Here is a 15984-nt window from a genome sequence, read left to right on the forward strand (position 1 = left end):
AGTAGTTGCAGTCGAAAATCGTCGCTGGGTTACGTCCTTCTGATGACGTTGCTTCTGGTTGCGCTTCCGTACCGCGTCGCCGCGCAGCAAGCCTCGGTTATCTTTGATCGTTACAAGGTCGACATCTGGCGCTCGCAGGAAGAGGTGAAGCTGGCATTCACTTCCAACCTCGTGCAGACCCAAGATGGGTATCTGTGGCTGTCCTCGCAGTCGGGACTGGTGCGGTTCGATGGCGTGCGGTTCAAGGCCTTCACCGCCGACAATTCGCCCGCACTGCGCGGGCGCACACGGATTATCACCATTCCGCTTGCGCAAGACCGCGAGGGTGGTCTGTGGGTCGGCAGCGGCAGCGGACTCTTCCGCATAGTGGGCGATCAGGTCGAACTGATCTCCACCAACGAATCGTTCAAGGCTGACATCATTAATGCAGCGGCCGTTGATCCTGAGGATCGCTTGTGGGCCGTAACGCGAAGTGGCCGGGTATTCGTCATCGATCGAGGCGGTCACCAGCGCGAACTCCCCGGAACGCTAGTGAGCTATTCCGGCAGCAGTATGACGGTGGACGACAACGGTGACATCTGGATCGCCGCGGGAGAGGGCGCCGTCTACCGCATCCGCGCCGGACAACTGACTCGGGTCGCGCTACCCGCGGGTGCAGATGTCCGCAACCCGAGCCGCGTTTACGCAACCCGTGATGGATCGATCTGGTTTGGCACGCAAACCGCTATTGCCCGGTGGAAAGATGGGCAGATCCGACACTTTCCACTGCCGGCTACCGAGGGATTCGGCGCCGTATCAGTCATGGCTGAAGACGCCAAAGGAACTTTGTGGGTGGGATCCTATGGTGCGGGTCTTCATTGGTTCGACGGAAAGCGATTCCGCTCAGTCACGCGTGCCGATGGCCTGTCGGACGATCGGGTCATCGACATCTTGCCGGACCAGCAGGGCAACATGTGGGTGGCTACACGCGATGGCCTGAATCGATTTCGGCCGTTGGAGGTGGAAGCGTTCACTGCGCGCACCGGTCTGCCCAGCGACATGCCAGGCGGTATGCTCCGCGACGCGGACGGCGGCGTGTGGCTAACGCCTCCGACGGGCGGCCTGTTTCACGGCCGTATCGCCGCCCCGGAATCGTCGTTTCAACGGGTGAGCGAAAGCCCCGCTGAGTTGGTGCTGTCGCTAGCGCCGGCGCGGCAAGGGGGCGTGTGGGTCGGGCGTCCCAACGGCGACGTGTCGCGGTTTGTCGCCGGCCAGCCCGCAGAACTTCGCTACAAAGGGCTGCCTCCTGTCACCGATATGCTCGAAGATCCTGCAGGGGCTTTGTGGATAGCGACCTGGCGGGGACTCTTTCGCGGCCGCGATGGACGGCTTGAACGCGTCAAGCAAAAAGACGACTTCGTGTTGCGGCTGTTCAAAGACTCCAGCGGCGCGGTATGGATCGCGAGCCTGACGGGCGTCACCCGCATCAATCTCTTAGGCGGCGAGACGTTCGTGCCGTGGCCCGCGCCGCAGCAAACCGGCATCAGGCCTAACGTCCTGTTCGAAGCACCCAAAGGCACCGTGTGGGTGGGCTCGGACGAGGGACTTGTTCGTGTCGGTGGCGGCCGTATCCGTACTGTCGCTGTCAAGGACGGATTACCGGAAAGTTGGATAGGCGCGGCGGAGGTGGATGACCGGGGGAGGCTCTGGCTGGGGCAGCTAGGCGGTCTCACTCGCATCCGGATCGCAGAACTGATCGCGGTAGCCGACGGCAAGCTTGCAGGCTTGGTGGATGTGGACAGCTTCAAATCTCTGGACGGTTTGCCGGGAGGTGATCCCGCGGCCTGGCCCCATCCCTCGTCCTATCGGGAGCCAAGCGGAAAGCTCTGGTTCGCCATGGGGCATGGCATCGTCTCGGTCGATCCTGCTAGGGCCCGCCCCGTGGGCGCGACGCCGAAGGTCTACATCGATGAGGTCGCGACCGATGGCGTGCGGCACACGGATCTGAACAAGCTGGTGATCGAGCCGGCAACGCGTCGCATAGATATCCGCTACACAGGGCTAGACCTGTCGCACGGTCCCGATGTGCGTTTCCGATACCGCTTGGATGGGTTTGATCCTGATTGGATCGACGCAGGCACGCAGCGCGTAGCCTCATACACGCGTTTGGCTCCGGGCATCTATCGATTTCGTGTATCGGCCCGTGACGTACGCGGGCAATGGTCCGCCCGGGAGTCCCACGTCACGCTCCGGGTGCTGGCGCCGTTCTACCTCCAGGCATGGTTTGTCGCCGTAGTGATCCTCAGCCTGGCGCTCGTGCTGTGGATGTACCATCGCGCAGCCCTTCGCATTCGCGGTGCGGCCATACTTGATGAGCGAAATCGACTTGCCCGGGATATCCACGATTCGCTGTTGCAAGGGTTCGGTGGCATCGCGCTGCAACTGCACGCCGTCGATCAGCGGTTAGGCGTGCAGTCCCCGGAGAGAGCGAGCCTGGATCGCATCCTGAACCTGGTGGATCGTACGCTGACTGACGCACGCAAGGTGGTTTGGGACATTCGACTGCCGACCGAAGCAGACGACCTGGCCGCCTCCATTCACGTCAGCGCCCACCGCATTCTCGCTGACACCGATACCGTAGTGAATGTCGTCTGTGCGCCGGGTGCGACGTACGAGTTCGCCGCGGAGATCAAGGGGCAGATCCGTTCGATCGTGGAAGAAATCCTGGTGAACGTGCGCAAGCACGCACAAGCCAGCAACGTTGTCATCCAACTTGAGTACCTGCCGAGCAGCTTGCGCATCACCGTGCGCGACGATGGGCGCGGGTTTGACGCAGCTGTGGTGGCGAAGCGCCTGGGGCACTGGGGGCTTCAGGGTATCCGCGAACGGGCCAAGTGCATTGGTGGTTGCATCGCCTTGGACAGCCAGCCTGGCACTGGTACCGAAGTGCGTCTGCGGGTGCCTCGCTGGCGCTGGTTGCGATGGATTCCGGGAATTGCGACCCGGATACGCAGATTGCGCGCGCGAACTGCAAAGATTAGCCAATAGGTGGATTGCCGGTGGTCCCCAACAGGAGCAGCATCGAACCATGTCCGTCATCAAAAAGCAGCCGCTGGCCGTCAACGAAGAGACCCGGCGGATTCGCGTGCTGGCGGTCGACGATCACCCCATTTACCGGGACGGCTTGGCTGCTGTCCTTGCGCTGCATCCAGACCTGGAACTGGTCGCCGAAGCAGGCGATGGCACGTCGGCGCTGGATGCATATCGAGCGCATCGGCCCGATGTGACCTTAATGGATCTGAGCATGCCCGTCATGGGAGGCGTGGAGGCCATTGCGAAGATCGTGGAGGAGTTCCCAACAGCGCGGATCATTGCGCTGACAACTTTTCAAGGGGATACCGACATCCACCGGGCTCTGGAGGCGGGCGCACGCGGCTACCTTCTCAAAGATGTGCTGCGCAACGAAGTTGCCGATGCCATTCGAGCGGTATGGCGGCAAGGCTGGATACTGCCCGACGCGGTGGCGCGTCGATTGGCCCAATACGTACCGCGTATCGAACTCACCGTCCGCGAACTAGAAGTCCTGCAACTGATGGCCGGCGGACTTCGCAACAAAGAGATCGCCGCACACATCCATCGGACCGAGGCGACCGTCAAGGTCCATGTGCTTCACATACTGAGCAAGCTCCAGGCACAGGATCGAACCGAAGCGGTCGTCACGGCCCTCAAGCGCGGCATCATCCACCTGGATTGAGTGGCGCTTTGTGCGCATTCCAGTACAGCAGATAGCGAACTGATCGACAACTAACCGAAAGGCGTAAGAACAATCTACGCCGACGACGGATTTCGGGTTTTCAACTTGCCTCGTAACGTGACCCTCACTCACCAATGAAGCGAGGGCATGTATGAGCAACTCAACCGAAGGAAAAGTCGGCAAAGAAGCGCTGATCACTCCTGACAACTGCGTACTCCTGCTGATCGACCATCAGCCATTCCAGTTCAGTGGCGTCAAGAACATCGACGCCGCCTTGCTGATGAACAACGTGGTGGCCCTGGCCAAGACTGCAAAGGTCTTTGATGTGCCAACGCTGCTGACCAGCGTGGTCGAGGACCGCGGCGGTTACATCGTTAAGCCGCTGCTGGACGTCTTTCCGGAACAGAAGCCGATCAACCGCACCACAATCAACACCTGGGAAGACCCGGCGTGCGTTGAATGGGTCAGGCGTACCGGTCGAAAGAAAGTCGTGATCGCTGCCCTGTGGACCGAAGTGTGCCTCGCGTTCCCGGTGATCCATGCGCTCGGTGACGGCTACGAGGTGTACTTCGTGACGGACGCTTCGGGTGGTACGAGTGTGGAGGCCCACGAGATGGGCATTGCTCGCATGATCCAGGCCGGTGCCGTGCCGATGACATGGATCGTTTTTGCATCGGAACTGCAGCGCGACTGGGCGCGCGAAGAGTCGGCGGCCAAGCTGATCCCGGCGCTGCTTGAGCACGGCGGCGCGACTGCGACCAACCTGTCGTGGGAATTCCAACTGCTCGCAGGGAAGTCTGGCCCCGGCGTCTGACGCCCCTCTCTTCATCACGCGATCGGGCACCCTACGCCCGATTGGCGCCACCGCGAAAACACATTCGGAGACTCTCGTGGCCAAGGTTCTTGTTCTGTACTACTCCTCTTACGGGCACATCGAAAAGATGGCCGAGGCCGTCGCGGAGGGTGCGCGTAATGCCGGCGCTACGGTGGACATCCGACGCGTTCCGGAGACGGTTCCAGAAGAGATTGCGCGCAAGAGCTACTACAAGATCGATCAGGAGGCGCCAGTCGCCACAGTCGCAGAGCTCGAGAACTACGACGCCATTGTGATCGGCACCGGGACCCGCTACGGCCGACTCACCTCGCAGATGGCTGCCTTCCTCGATCAAACGGGTGGCCTGTGGGCGCGCGGCGCACTTAACGGAAAAGTGGGTGCCGCGTTCACCTCGACGGCTACGCAGCACGGCGGACAGGAAGCCACGCTGTTCTCGATCATCACGAACCTTCTGCATTTCGGCATGACGATCGTGGGGCTGCCCTACAGCCATCAGGGACAGATGAGCGTCGATGAGATCGTTGGCGGTGCGCCCTATGGTGCCACCACGGTCGCCGGCGCTGATGGCTCCAGGCAGCCCACCGAAATCGACCTGGCCGGTGCCCGCCATCAGGGCGAACTGGTCGCGCGCACTGCCGCCAAGTTGTTCGACTGACCGTTCCGGGCCGGCGCGGATCGCACCTCCCCATTGAGCGCCCGCTGTCGGCCCCATTCTTACTTGGAGTTATCCATGACCAGTAGCACAACCTCCGAAGCGGCCAAGACTATTGTCCGCACGAACACTGAGCAGGTACAGGGACAGGGCGACTTCTCCTTGTTCGAAGAACTGTTTGCCGACGACTTTGTCGATCACACACCGCAGCCGGGGACAACGCCAGACAAGGATGGCGTCCGCGTCCTCTACCACCGGCTTCGAGAAGCGTTCCCGGACTTCAATCCCGTCATTCACTGGCAGACCGTGGACGGCGACGTGGTCACCACTTTCAAGACCTATCACGGAACGCACCGCGGTCCGCTGTTCGGCATCGCGCCGACCGGACGAAAGATCCAATTCGAGACTGTCGACGCGATGCGCGTTCGCGACGGAAAGATCACCGATCACTGGGGTGTGGCGAACCTCTTCTCGCTGATGCAGCAGCTCGGCGGTCTGCCGCCGGTTTCTTAACTCCATCGCGCTTTCGAAGACTAAGGACACGCGCTCCATGAAAACCCCCGCCTTCTTCATTCGCCTGGCCCTCGCGGCCCTGCTCGTGTCAGCCGCTTTCCAGCCGGTCATGGCGAAGCAGCCCGACACCGAAATCGAAGCCAACAAGGCGGTAGTGCGCCGTTACTTCGACGCCTTCAATCGCGCCGACTTCAGCCATCTGGATGAAATCGTTACGGCCGACTACGGCGATCGTCTCGAAGGGCAGACGCCCGGCATCCATGTCATCCGCAGCTACCTCGAAGGCCTGAAAGCCAGCTTCCCCGACTTCACCTGGACGATCGAACAGATCGTCGCCGAGGGCGACCGTGTCGCCGTGATGAATCGGGTCTCCGGCACCCAGCTGCACGACTTTGGTGGGTTAAAGGCGACGGGCAACAAGGTGGACTTCCGCGCCTTTCAGATCTATCGCATCGAAGGCGGAAAGCTGGCGGAACACTGGGAAGTCGCCGACTTCGCCACGTTCCAGTCGCAGTTGACGGCCAAGCCGAAAGAGTCAGCGTTCCAGTCATTTCAGAAGGACCTGGAGCCCGCTAAGGAAGGTCAGAAGAAATGAGCAAGCTTCTGTCAGGAAAAGTCGTTGTAGTGACCGGCGCCGCAAGCGGCATCGGACGCGCTATTGCCGTTGGTGCCGCCCAGCACGGTGCAAGAGCCGTCATCGTTTCGGACGTTGTCGAGGCGCCGCGCGAGGGCGGGGCGACCACGACGAGCGAGATCGAAGCGCTGGGGGTAACGACACGCTTCGTTCGTACCAATGTTAGCAAGCGTGAAGAAGTCGACGCGCTGGTCGAAGCGACCGAAGAGTTCGGCGGCGTGGACCTGATGGTATGCAACGCAGGCATCACGCTTCGCTCGGATGGCGCGGATGTTGCAGAAGAGGACTATCGCCGGCTCATGTCGGTTAACCTCGACGGCGTTCTGTTCTGCGCACAGGCGGCAGCCCGCCAGATGCAATCGCTTTCCAAGCCCGGCAGCATCGTGCTTATGGCCAGCATGGGCGGTATTGCGGGCGCGGGCATGACGGTCGCCTATTCCACGAGTAAGGGCGGTGTCGTGGTGATGGCCAAGGCCATGGCCGATGCGCTGGGGCCATCGGGCATTCGGGTCAACTCCGTGTGCCCTGGAACCATCGACACAGCGTTGTTGCGCAGTACGCCTGGTGTCGCGGAAGCCTCAGAAGGGTTCCGCCAGCGGACGCCGCTGCGCCGTCTGGGCAAACCTTCGGAAATCGCAGACGCCGTGGTGTGGCTAGGGTCGGACATGTCGAGCTACGTGACCGGTATCCCGCTGCTTGTTGATGGCGGATTGCTGTCCGTGCTGTAACCCCAAACCGCGCGCATGAGCGCAACCCGCCAAACACTCAACGAGAACTGCCATGGCCACCTGGTCCGTTACTGATCGTGCTTCTGATGCAACCGGCCTTGCCTCGGTGCTTGGCCTGCTGGGCCGGCTACTCATGGCGGCGATCTTCCTGATCTCCGGTGTCGGCAAGATCGCCAATGCCGAAGCGACCGCCGGCTACATCGCTTCGGTCGGCCTGCCCCTACCAAACGTAGCGCTCGTCGTTGCCATCGTCATCGAAGTCATCGGTGGCGCCGCTCTTGTGCTGGGCTATCGAACCCGACTGGTGGCCGGCGTGCTTGCCTTGTTCTGCATCGTCACGGCAGCGAGCTTCCATGCGGCGTTCGGCGACCCGAACCAGCTCATCCATTTCCTCAAGAATCTGACCATGGCCGGCGGCTTCTTGCAGATCGTCGTTTTCGGGCCGGGTGCGCTCAGCATGGACGCCAGGTTTCACCGGGCTGCTAACAATGAGCCCGCGGCCGCGTAAGCGGCACCTATCGACGCAAGCGATAGGCGGTATCGAGAAATACAGGCTTTTGCATCGCCAGATCGATGCTTAGCCTGCATCCACTCCTTCCCGCCTAGTCCATAACGAGTAGCGCAATGACCACCACGATTCGATTTCACCAGTACGGCGGCCCCGAGGTTCTGATTCCCGAGGACGAGTTCGTAGGCCGTCCCCAGGCGGGTCAAGTCCGTCTGCGGCACGATGCCATCGGCGTCAATTTCATCGACACGGCCTTCAGGCAAGGCATCTTCCCCATGCCGCTGCCAGGCGTTACAGGGGTTGAAGGCGCGGGCGTGGTCGAGGAGATCGGGCCTGGCGTGGACAACGTCCAGGTAGGCGACCGCGTGGCTTATTTTCTTTCGCCCGGCAGTTATGCCGAAGTCCGCCTGATCAACGCGGCCGATTTGCTCGCGATCCCGCAGGACGTGAGCTCGGTCGAGGCCGCTACGATCCTCACGAAAGGCCTGACCGCTTGGGCCGCACTTAATGGGTTCTACAAGCTGAGCGCCGGCGATACCGTCCTGGTCCAGGGCGTCTCCAGTAACGTGGGGCTCCTGGTCGCACGTTGGGCGCGGGCACGGGGTGCACGCGTCATTGGCACAACCGGTTCGCAGGGGAAGCTGGCAGCGATTCGTAGTTCGGTGGAGCACCCCCTTCTCTCGACCGACCCTTCGTTCGCTGAGCAGATACGCGGCCTGGCCCCCGCTGGGGTCGACGTGGTGTACGAATTCGTGGGCAAGGCCACCTTCGAAGCGTCGGCGGCGTCCGTGCGCGATGGCGGAACGATCGCCTCGATCGGCGCCGCCTCCGGCGCGCCGGAACTGGATCCGGCAGCGCTATCCGAGCGCAAGGTTCGGGTCGTCGGTGGGCCCATGGCGCAGCAGCTGCAAGGCCGAGTTCTGACCGCCGCCAATGACGTGTTCGCGGCATACCGGGCCGGTACGTTCGGAAGCTACGAGGCGACGGCGTATCGCCTGAAGGAGGCCGCGGCGGCTCATGCCGATATTGCGGCACGCCGGAAGTTCGGCCCTATGGTCCTGGTGCCGTGATGGCGGTTCGACGCGAACCTCTTCTCAGTCGCCTTGTTCTTGCGCTTGCCGTTTCGACGGCCGGCGCATCGACGAGTGCGCACGCGATCGACAATCGCCAGCGGGCGGCCGTCTGGTACGAGGCCTTCAGCAAGCACGATCCCGACTTGCTTGCAACCGTCCTGGCCGATGACTGGTACGAGACGCCATCGGTCGAACGTGGCGGAAAGAAAACCGCCATGAAGCTGATGGTTTCCCTGACTACCGTGTTTCCGGATTTCGATATTGAAGTCCAGGACATGGTTCAGGAGGGCAATCAAGTAGTCGTCCGCTCGCACATCACCGGCACGCAGCTCCATTCCTTCCTGGGCTTTCCTGCACGCAAAGGCAAGCTCTCCATCCAGGCGATCGATATCCACGAGTTCAAGGGCGGAAAGATCGTACATACCTGGCATTCGGAGGATTGGATGACGGGGCTTCGGCAACTGGGCGTCCTTCCCGGTGAGCCACCCCACGACTGATTCTTCGTTCTGGAGCACGTGTTATGGCCGAGACCGACCCAAAAGACCCTGTCCGCCGGAAGACCGTGGAGCAGGCGTTGGCGATACCCATGTTGGCCTAGACCGGGAACGCGTTATCGGCGCCCGCAAGCCGGCGGAAAGCACAGGTCGAGAAGACCGGCCTGAGTTCGCTCGATCCGCAGCGGACATTGCGTCGCCCAGCGGCAGCGCTTGCGCATCGCGATCGCGTGGAGCGGAGGGTTGGGTGCCTTTCATGACCAAGACTTCCCCTTGCGCGTGTTGCGGATACTTGCGGCAGGAAGCGCCGACGGATCCATTGCAGGAAGTCGTTCATACAGGCTAACCGCCATCGGAATAAGCAAATGGCTGAGCACGGTGGATGGCAGTAGCTGCTGGAGGGCGGCGGCAACATGCCCGCACCCATCGCCAACGTGGTCATGACGATGGAGCTTGCATGCTTTTCGTCACCGGGTCTTGAACCCTCGGGAGAAGCCGATGAACATGGATGCGGCGCCATCAGCGTCGGGATCGATGAGGGGGCTGCTCTTGATCTCGTCGGGCAACGAGTCGTAATGCGCGGCGACCAGCAGCGACCACTTCGTTCCAAGCGGCTTGAAGTACGAGATGCCCACGCGGGGAATCGTGACGGCGCCCGGCTTGTAGTCGATCACGCCCCGAGCAACTTCCGCATCCAGCGTACCGTAGTAGTAGTTAGCCATGTCCTCGGACAACCATTTCATCCCAATGGTCGGGGTCAGCATCCCCTTCCACAAGGCGATGGGGTAGCCGTACTGCACGGAAACCTCCTGGCCTCCGCTCACATCGGCCACGTCCGCCAATAACTCGACTTCGAGCTTGCCGGCCTGCCCGCGCCAAGTCATGCCCAGGCCTGCATCGAGGCTATTGTCCCGGTCCTCCAGCAAATCACGGTCGATGCCGTTCCTGGCCAGTTCCGATCGGCCGAGATCCTCGGCGTCGAAACCGGCGAGGCGGGGCTTCGCCACCGCAGCGAGCTCGAAGCCGTCGCCCGCCACCATGATCCAGCCAGCCGAGGCGCCTCTGAAGTAGAACCGTTCGCCCCGATACGTAATCAGCGGAACGGGAATGACGCGCGTCCCTTCTCCGGCATACGGGCTGTCGGACACTGCCATCGCCACACCCAAGCCCCACGGCGAGGGAGTTCGCGCGACCTCGTTTTCGCCTTGGGCCTGCGCAAACGCATTGAACGAAAATCCTGTCAACAGCACGAACCACAGCAGATTCTTCATTGGAAAGCCCGGCCTGGCGGTAGTGGAATGGGCGCTTCGATTCGGGCTCGTCCACAGCCGGCAGGTGGGTGGCCGCATGTCCGGAATGAAAACGTGCGCGCATTCTGGGAGCGCCGATGGTTGACTGCGGTTCGGGGAGGTTAAGCTGAGTAAAGCCGCTGGAAGACCGGTGATTTCCACCGGCGAACAGGTGGATACTTGCCCGCATGGTCAAGATCCTGCTTATCGACGACGACGTCGACCTCACGTCGATGCTGTCGCAGTACCTGATGCGCGAGGGCTTCGATGTCGCGGCCGTCCACGACGGCGAGATGGGCGTCGCCGAGGCGGCGTCGAACGATTACGCGCTGATCGTGCTCGATATCATGATGCCGCGCCTGTCGGGTATCGAGGCCTTGCGCCGGATACGTGCTATCAGTGCGGTGCCGATTCTGATGCTCACGGCCCGTGGCGATGACATCGACCGGATCGTGGGGCTGGACATGGGCGCGGACGATTACGTTCCCAAGCCTTGCACGCCGGGCGAACTGGTGGCACGGATACGCGCGATCCTGCGACGCACCGAGGGGCGCGAAGCGAAAGACGCCGCGGCTTCGCGCGTGCTGCAGGCCGGAGAGCTCGTTCTCTCGCCCGGAAGCCGGCGCGCGACGTGGCGCGGCGCGCCATTGGAACTCACGGGCACCGAATTCCGCTTGCTGGAGGTGCTTGCGCGCCATTTCGGGCAGCTGGTGAGCAAGCAGGATATCTCCCAGCAGGCGTTCTCCCGTCCCCTGGCCCGGTTCGACCGTCGTATCGATGTGCATATCAGCAGCATCCGCCAGAAGCTGGGTACGCGGCCGGACGGCCAACCTTGGATCCAGAGCGTGCGTGGGCTGGGCTATCAACTCCTGGAGGACTGACATGGAGTGGAAGCCCGTCCGCCTGTTCCGCAAGCTCGTGATCGCCCTGTGGATCAGCACGACGCTTACGATCGTGGGCACCGCGGGTTACTTCTACCTGACCAGTCCGGCGCAGCCAAAACATGAGAATGTGGAGCGCCCGGCAGGGGTTTCGGTTACCAAGGTGGCGGTGCCGCTCGCGGCTGCTGGCGTGGCGATCCTGATTACGGGTTTGGCGCTGGCTTGGTATCTGGCGCGACCGTTGCAGCACCTGAGTTGGGCATTGCGCCAGGTCGCGGCAGGCCGGCTGGACACGCGCGTACTGCCCTTGATGGGCCAGCGTCGCGACGAGATCGCCGATCTCGCGCATGATTTCGATCGGATGGCGTCGCAGCTCCAGCAGCTGACCGAGTCGCGGAAGATCCTGCTGCATGACATTTCCCACGAACTACGCTCGCCCCTGACGAGAATGCAGGCAGCGATCGGCCTGTTGCGCCAAGATCCTGCCCAAGCCGACGCGATGATCAACCGCATCGTGCGGGAGAGCGAACGACTCGATGCGCTCATCGAGGAGTTGCTGACCCTGCATCGCCTGGAGGCGGACGCGGAAAAGGCGAGTCCCGAACGCGTGGACATCATCGAACTGTTGCACGCCATCGCCGAAGACGCCGACTTCGAGGCGCGCGCGTCGGGGCGTTCGGTCTCCATCGAGGCGCCTGGGCAGTTCGTGGCGGCGGTCAATGGCGAACTGATCTACCGGGCCTTCGAGAACGTGATCCGGAACGCAGCCAGGTTCAGTCCCGAAGGCGAGCGGGTCGAGATCCGCAGCCATGTCTCCGCAGATGGCCATGTCCTGACGACAACGGTCGCCGATCGCGGCCCGGGTGTTCCCACGCATATGCTGGAAACCATCTTCCAGCCGTTCACCCGTGCGGAGGGCGGCGATGCTGCGTCGCACGGCGTAGGTCTGGGCCTGGCGATCGCACGAAGAGCGATCGAAATGCATGGGGGCGAAGTGAGGGCCGTTCCGCGCCAGGGCGGCGGCTTGGAAGTGCGGGTGGTGTTGCCGGAGCGGCGTGACAACTGAAAGCTCCTGTCCGTCCGCTCCCGCCTGATCGTCGGCAGTGGCCTGTGGGCGATCGTGCGGATCAGCTTCGGCAGTTCCTCCGAGCGTCAGCGATTATCCCCGCAGATGAGTCGGGCCGCTGGCATTGCCGCCGGGGCAGGGCGCTCTACTGTCGCAAGATGACGTAAAGATGGATACTCGTCGCGCTTGCGCAACCGGGTAGACGGCAGGCGGCCGCCGCGCTCGCTCTGGTAGCCAACGATGTTTCGACCCGCCCTCGTAACCGTGAAAGGAAGTCGCGCTACACGGCTGCTTGTGCGAAATCTGTAATCGGGCACGGATACCTTTGCCAGGCGGTGCATCCTCACGGCCGCCTTCGAACCTTGCGCATTCGGCACGCCGTTGGCCGCACAGCGAGCGACGGTAAATTGAAGCAATCAAATGGACTTAACCGCAGTCAACAAGGAGAGCAAGCAATGATCAGCAATACGATGAAGGTCTCGTTGGTCGTGGCCTTCGGTGCCGCCAGCGCATCGGCAACGCCCGCACAGGCCGCATCGCTGGACCCCACGTTTGGTTCGGCAGGCACCACCTCCACCGCCTTCGGCAACTACGGTGCCGCCGCCCGGGTCGTCATCCAAGCGGACGGGCGGATCGTTGCCGCCGGCCAGAACGCACTCGGCGAGTTCGCCCTGGCCCGTTATACGACGAGCGGTGCGCTGGACGCGAGCTTCAATGGCACCGGCCAGGTCACCACCACGCTGTCCGGTAGTTGCTCGGGACAGGCGCGCGCACTCGCCCTGCAGGACGACGGCAAGATCGTCGTTGCAGGCACTTCGTGCCCGAACTTCACCTCCACTCGCAACTTCACCATTGTTCGCTACAACACGGACGGTTCGCTGGACACCAGCTTCGGCGGCTCGGGCAAGGCGACCGTCAATTTCTACGCGGGGGCGTCGGAAGCCTACGCCGTCGCGATCCAGGGCGGTTCGATCTGGGTTGCGGGCTATGCCGGTTCCGGCTTCGCGCTGGCGCGGCTTACCGGTAGCGGCACCTTGGATTACAGCTTCGGCGGCGGTACGGGCACCGTCACCTCGGCGGTGGGCACCGGCTCGGCCCTCGCCAACAGCCTGGCCATCCAGGCCGACGGCAAACCCGTGCTGGCCGGCTACGCATCCAGCGGCGGCACCGTATTCGCGTTGACGCGCTACACCACCACAGGCGCGCTGGACACCACTTTCGGTACCGGCGGTAAGGTTCTGACCAATGTGGGCGGCACTTTCGCCGGCAACTCCGCCGTCGCCACTTCGCTGGCGATCCAAAGCGATGGCAACATCGTCGCCGCTGGCTACGCGAACAGCGCGAGCGGCGGCTACTATCGAATGGCCGCCGTTCGTTACACCAGCACCGGCGCGCTGGACAGCTATTTCGGATCCGGCACCGGCAAGGTCCTTACCGCCATCGGCAGCGGCAACGCGATCGGCAGCGATGTCGCCATCGATGCCAACGGTGGCATCATCGTCGGCGGCTACTCCAGCGCGGGCAGCTACCGCCAGCTGACCTTGAATCGCTACGACCCGTACGGCAACCAGGACTACAGCTTCGGGCCTGTCGTCACCTCCGTCGGCAGCGCGAATGCCGCGGTTCAAGGGCTCGCCATACAGGCCGACGGCAAGATCGTCGTGGCAGGCTATGGCAACTCGCCCGTGACCTTCGTTGTTGCCCGCTACCAATAAGTCGCCGATCAAAACCGCAGGCCTCAAGAGCAGCATGAGGAAGGCGCCCTCTCGCCCGCCGCGGCGGGAGGGGGCCTCGCTCCTTACCTGTCATGTGGGAATCGCCGGTGTCGGCTGGTAAGTAAAAAGCACGACGCCCGTAACTGCGCCTTACGGCTCGAACCGTTCGCCGGTGTCCATCCGGATGCCGCGCAGCCGCACCGTTTGCAGGTGCCGTGCGTAATTGGATTCCGCGAAGTAGCCGATGAGCAGAGAGCGCCGGCGCAGATCGCCGGGATTCAGGCTGCCCGCATGGAGCAGATCGGCGTCGAACACCAGGACGTCGCCCGCGGCGCCTGCGACCTGCATGCTGCGGGACTCGTCGTCCGGTCCGGGCGGCGGTGCGTCCCGCGTCGGGCGATGGCTGCCGGGCACCAGGCGGGTCGCGCCGTTGTGCGGGCCGTAGTCGTCCAGGAACGCCAGCGCGTTCACGGTATCGCCGGGCCGCCGCGCCGAGAGGTCGCGGTGCAGCCCCTGATGGCCCAGCCCCGGCAAGGGCTCGCGACCCTCCACTTGCGCCAGGAAAAACCGCTCGCCGATCAGCGCGCCGGCCGCGGCCAGCAGGCGCGGCAGCCGGCAGACGGCCTGCACGGTCGGATCCAGGTCCAGCAGCGAATGGCGCCAGTCCGGGCCGCGCGGCACGGGCCATCGCTCCGATGGCTGCACGCCCATATCGAACGCGCGGCGCAGATCGCCCAGCCACTCCGCCGGAATTTCGCCGCGGAGCAGGGCATAGCCGTCCCGATGGAGTTGTTCGCGGTCGATCATGGGTCTTCGGCTTCGCCTGCGGGTGCCGGTTCTTTTACCGAGTCCGTGCCCGGAAGGACAGCCCGAAGGCGAAGCAAGCGCGCAATGGGCGGCGGCCCTCTTAAGCAGCAGGGCCATGCGCCACGAGGCCGGGGCCGGCCGCGATTCGCCCGCCTGCGGCCATCCGCTTGCAAATCGTCCACGCGCGCCTTACAGTGAACCATATGGTTCACTATCAAGACCGCCTCGACGCGACCTTTGCCGCGCTCTCCGACGTTACCCGGCGTGGCGTGCTCGAGCACCTTGGGGGTTCGGAAGCCTCCATCAGCGACCTTGCCCAAAAGTTCGACATGACCCTCACGGGCATGAAGAAGCACGTCAGCGTATTGGAGCAGGCGGGCTTGGTGACCACTCAGAAGGTCGGCCGCGTACGAACCTGCAAGCTCGGACAGCGTCGGCTGGAAGAAGAAGCCGCCTGGATCGAGCGGCACCGCCAACTCTGGAGTGCGCGCTTCGACGCGCTCGACCAGGTAGTCGAACAGTTGAAACGCGAGGAGAGGGCAAATGCCAAAAGGAAACGAAGCTAGTCCCGCCGCAATCGATCGCACCGTCGTGGAGCGCAAGTCCGACCGCGAATTCGTCGCGATGCGGACGTTCGATGCTCCCGCCCACATCGTCTTCCAGGCGTGGAGCAGGCCCGAACTGTTCAAACAGTGGTGGGTGCCGAAGTCGGCGGGCCTGTCGCTGCTCTCGTGCGAGATGGATGTCCGCACCGGGGGCAAGTACCGCCTCGTGTTCCGCCATCCCGCCACCGAGCAACCGATGGCGTTCTTCGGCACGTACACAGACGTAACGCCGAACCAGCGCATCGTGTGGACGAACGAGGAAAGCGACCAGGGCGCCGTGACCACGGTGACGTTCGAAGAAAACGCCGGCAGGACACGGGTCACCCTGCACGAACTCTACCCCACGCAAGCCGCCCTGGACGAAGCCCTCGCCGGTTCGGCCGAAGGCCTGCCCGAACAGTTCGCGCAGCTGGACGAGCTGCTCGCGGGCGGCGCTTGACCACGCCGGTGC

The 15984-nt window shown here is 63.2% G+C and carries 17 protein-coding genes; 15 read left to right on the plus strand and 2 right to left on the minus strand.

The window, feature by feature from the left end:
- Positions 1-42 precede the first annotated feature (42 nt).
- The 10 genes from V1318_RS05570 (at position 43) to V1318_RS05615 (ending at position 9173) form a co-directional block, all read left to right on the plus strand.
- Complete coding sequence (locus tag V1318_RS05570) at positions 43-3027, plus strand: two-component regulator propeller domain-containing protein (protein WP_332938470.1); 2985 nt, start codon at positions 43-45, stop codon at positions 3025-3027.
- Positions 3028-3067: 40 nt separating this feature from the next.
- Positions 3068-3733, plus strand: coding sequence for a response regulator transcription factor (locus V1318_RS05575; RefSeq protein ID WP_332938472.1), 666 nt, complete (start codon positions 3068-3070; stop codon positions 3731-3733).
- 151 nt (positions 3734-3884) lie between these two features.
- Positions 3885-4547, plus strand: a complete 663-nt coding sequence (locus V1318_RS05580) for a hydrolase (RefSeq protein ID WP_332938474.1) — start codon at positions 3885-3887, stop codon at positions 4545-4547.
- A 76-nt stretch (positions 4548-4623) separates the two neighbouring features.
- On the plus strand, positions 4624-5223 hold the full coding sequence (wrbA, locus tag V1318_RS05585) for an NAD(P)H:quinone oxidoreductase (RefSeq protein WP_332938476.1): 600 nt from the start codon (positions 4624-4626) through the stop codon (positions 5221-5223).
- Between the two features lie 75 nt (positions 5224-5298).
- The gene (locus V1318_RS05590) at positions 5299-5733 is read left to right on the plus strand and encodes an ester cyclase (protein ID WP_332938478.1); all 435 of its coding nucleotides are present in this window, start codon (positions 5299-5301) and stop codon (positions 5731-5733) included.
- Between the two features lie 37 nt (positions 5734-5770).
- A complete protein-coding gene (locus V1318_RS05595; RefSeq protein WP_332938479.1) occupies positions 5771-6328 on the plus strand; it encodes an ester cyclase in 558 nt (185 codons plus the stop codon).
- The gene (locus tag V1318_RS05600) at positions 6325-7095 is read left to right on the plus strand and encodes an SDR family oxidoreductase (protein ID WP_332938481.1); all 771 of its coding nucleotides are present in this window, start codon (positions 6325-6327) and stop codon (positions 7093-7095) included. The genes V1318_RS05595 and V1318_RS05600 overlap by 4 nt, the downstream gene beginning before the upstream one ends.
- 52 nt (positions 7096-7147) lie before the next feature.
- A complete protein-coding gene (locus tag V1318_RS05605; protein ID WP_332938482.1) occupies positions 7148-7603 on the plus strand; it encodes a DoxX family protein in 456 nt (151 codons plus the stop codon).
- A gap of 116 nt (positions 7604-7719) precedes the next feature.
- Positions 7720-8673 carry a zinc-binding dehydrogenase gene (locus V1318_RS05610; protein ID WP_332938484.1) on the plus strand — a complete coding sequence of 318 codons (954 nt, stop codon included), beginning with the start codon at positions 7720-7722 and terminating at the stop codon, positions 8671-8673.
- On the plus strand, positions 8673-9173 hold the full coding sequence (locus V1318_RS05615) for an ester cyclase (RefSeq protein ID WP_332938485.1): 501 nt from the start codon (positions 8673-8675) through the stop codon (positions 9171-9173). Before V1318_RS05610 ends, V1318_RS05615 begins: the two co-directional genes overlap by 1 nt.
- Positions 9174-9637: 464 nt before the next feature.
- Here the strand turns inward: V1318_RS05615 and V1318_RS05620 are convergent, their stop codons facing one another.
- Entirely contained in the window at positions 9638-10441 is an 804-nt protein-coding gene (locus tag V1318_RS05620; RefSeq protein ID WP_332938487.1) for a MipA/OmpV family protein, read from the minus strand.
- Positions 10442-10647: 206 nt separating this feature from the next.
- Between V1318_RS05620 and V1318_RS05625 the strand changes: the two genes are divergently transcribed.
- The 3 genes from V1318_RS05625 to V1318_RS05635 all read left to right on the plus strand — a co-directional run bounded on the left by V1318_RS05625 (position 10648) and on the right by V1318_RS05635 (position 14121).
- Positions 10648-11340 carry a response regulator transcription factor gene (locus V1318_RS05625; protein ID WP_332938489.1) on the plus strand — a complete coding sequence of 231 codons (693 nt, stop codon included), beginning with the start codon at positions 10648-10650 and terminating at the stop codon, positions 11338-11340.
- 1 nt (position 11341) lies between these two features.
- Positions 11342-12406, plus strand: a complete 1065-nt coding sequence (locus V1318_RS05630; RefSeq protein WP_332938491.1) for an ATP-binding protein — start codon at positions 11342-11344, stop codon at positions 12404-12406.
- A 455-nt stretch (positions 12407-12861) separates the two neighbouring features.
- Positions 12862-14121: a delta-60 repeat domain-containing protein gene (locus V1318_RS05635; protein WP_332938493.1), complete on the plus strand. Its 1260-nt coding sequence runs from the start codon at positions 12862-12864 to the stop codon at positions 14119-14121.
- A 150-nt stretch (positions 14122-14271) separates the two neighbouring features.
- Here V1318_RS05635 and V1318_RS05640 read toward each other — a convergent pair whose 3' ends face one another.
- Entirely contained in the window at positions 14272-14928 is a 657-nt protein-coding gene (locus tag V1318_RS05640) for a phytanoyl-CoA dioxygenase family protein (protein ID WP_332938495.1), read from the minus strand.
- 203 nt (positions 14929-15131) lie between these two features.
- On the opposite strand from V1318_RS05640, the gene V1318_RS05645 reads away from it, so the two are divergent.
- Together V1318_RS05645 and V1318_RS05650 are read left to right on the plus strand one after the other, a co-directional pair.
- Positions 15132-15494, plus strand: coding sequence for a metalloregulator ArsR/SmtB family transcription factor (locus tag V1318_RS05645; protein WP_332938497.1), 363 nt, complete (start codon positions 15132-15134; stop codon positions 15492-15494).
- Positions 15495-15519: 25 nt separating this feature from the next.
- A complete protein-coding gene (locus V1318_RS05650) occupies positions 15520-15972 on the plus strand; it encodes an SRPBCC family protein (RefSeq protein WP_332938499.1) in 453 nt (150 codons plus the stop codon).
- Positions 15973-15984 lie beyond the last annotated feature (12 nt).

It is taken from the genome of Lysobacter sp. CCNWLW3 (assembly GCF_036697405.1).
In the GTDB taxonomy this organism is placed as follows: Bacteria; Pseudomonadota; Gammaproteobacteria; order Xanthomonadales; family Xanthomonadaceae; genus Lysobacter.

Excerpts from the sequence above, each read along its gene's own strand:
- V1318_RS05570 (WP_332938470.1), top strand. The coding sequence starts at position 43 with ATGACGTTGCTTCTGGTTGCGCTTCCGTACCGCGTCGCCGCGCAGCAA.
- V1318_RS05575 (WP_332938472.1), top strand. The coding sequence starts at position 3,068 with ATGTCCGTCATCAAAAAGCAGCCGCTGGCCGTCAACGAAGAGACCCGG.
- V1318_RS05580 (WP_332938474.1), top strand. The coding sequence starts at position 3,885 with ATGAGCAACTCAACCGAAGGAAAAGTCGGCAAAGAAGCGCTGATCACT.
- V1318_RS05590 (WP_332938478.1), top strand. The coding sequence starts at position 5,299 with ATGACCAGTAGCACAACCTCCGAAGCGGCCAAGACTATTGTCCGCACG.
- V1318_RS05595 (WP_332938479.1), top strand. The coding sequence starts at position 5,771 with ATGAAAACCCCCGCCTTCTTCATTCGCCTGGCCCTCGCGGCCCTGCTC.
- V1318_RS05600 (WP_332938481.1), top strand. The coding sequence starts at position 6,325 with ATGAGCAAGCTTCTGTCAGGAAAAGTCGTTGTAGTGACCGGCGCCGCA.
- V1318_RS05605 (WP_332938482.1), top strand. The coding sequence starts at position 7,148 with ATGGCCACCTGGTCCGTTACTGATCGTGCTTCTGATGCAACCGGCCTT.
- V1318_RS05610 (WP_332938484.1), top strand. The coding sequence starts at position 7,720 with ATGACCACCACGATTCGATTTCACCAGTACGGCGGCCCCGAGGTTCTG.
- V1318_RS05615 (WP_332938485.1), top strand. The coding sequence starts at position 8,673 with ATGGCGGTTCGACGCGAACCTCTTCTCAGTCGCCTTGTTCTTGCGCTT.
- V1318_RS05620 (WP_332938487.1), bottom strand. The coding sequence starts at position 10,441 with ATGAAGAATCTGCTGTGGTTCGTGCTGTTGACAGGATTTTCGTTCAAT.
- V1318_RS05625 (WP_332938489.1), top strand. The coding sequence starts at position 10,648 with ATGGTCAAGATCCTGCTTATCGACGACGACGTCGACCTCACGTCGATG.
- V1318_RS05630 (WP_332938491.1), top strand. The coding sequence starts at position 11,342 with ATGGAGTGGAAGCCCGTCCGCCTGTTCCGCAAGCTCGTGATCGCCCTG.
- V1318_RS05635 (WP_332938493.1), top strand. The coding sequence starts at position 12,862 with ATGATCAGCAATACGATGAAGGTCTCGTTGGTCGTGGCCTTCGGTGCC.
- V1318_RS05640 (WP_332938495.1), bottom strand. The coding sequence starts at position 14,928 with ATGATCGACCGCGAACAACTCCATCGGGACGGCTATGCCCTGCTCCGC.
- V1318_RS05645 (WP_332938497.1), top strand. The coding sequence starts at position 15,132 with ATGGTTCACTATCAAGACCGCCTCGACGCGACCTTTGCCGCGCTCTCC.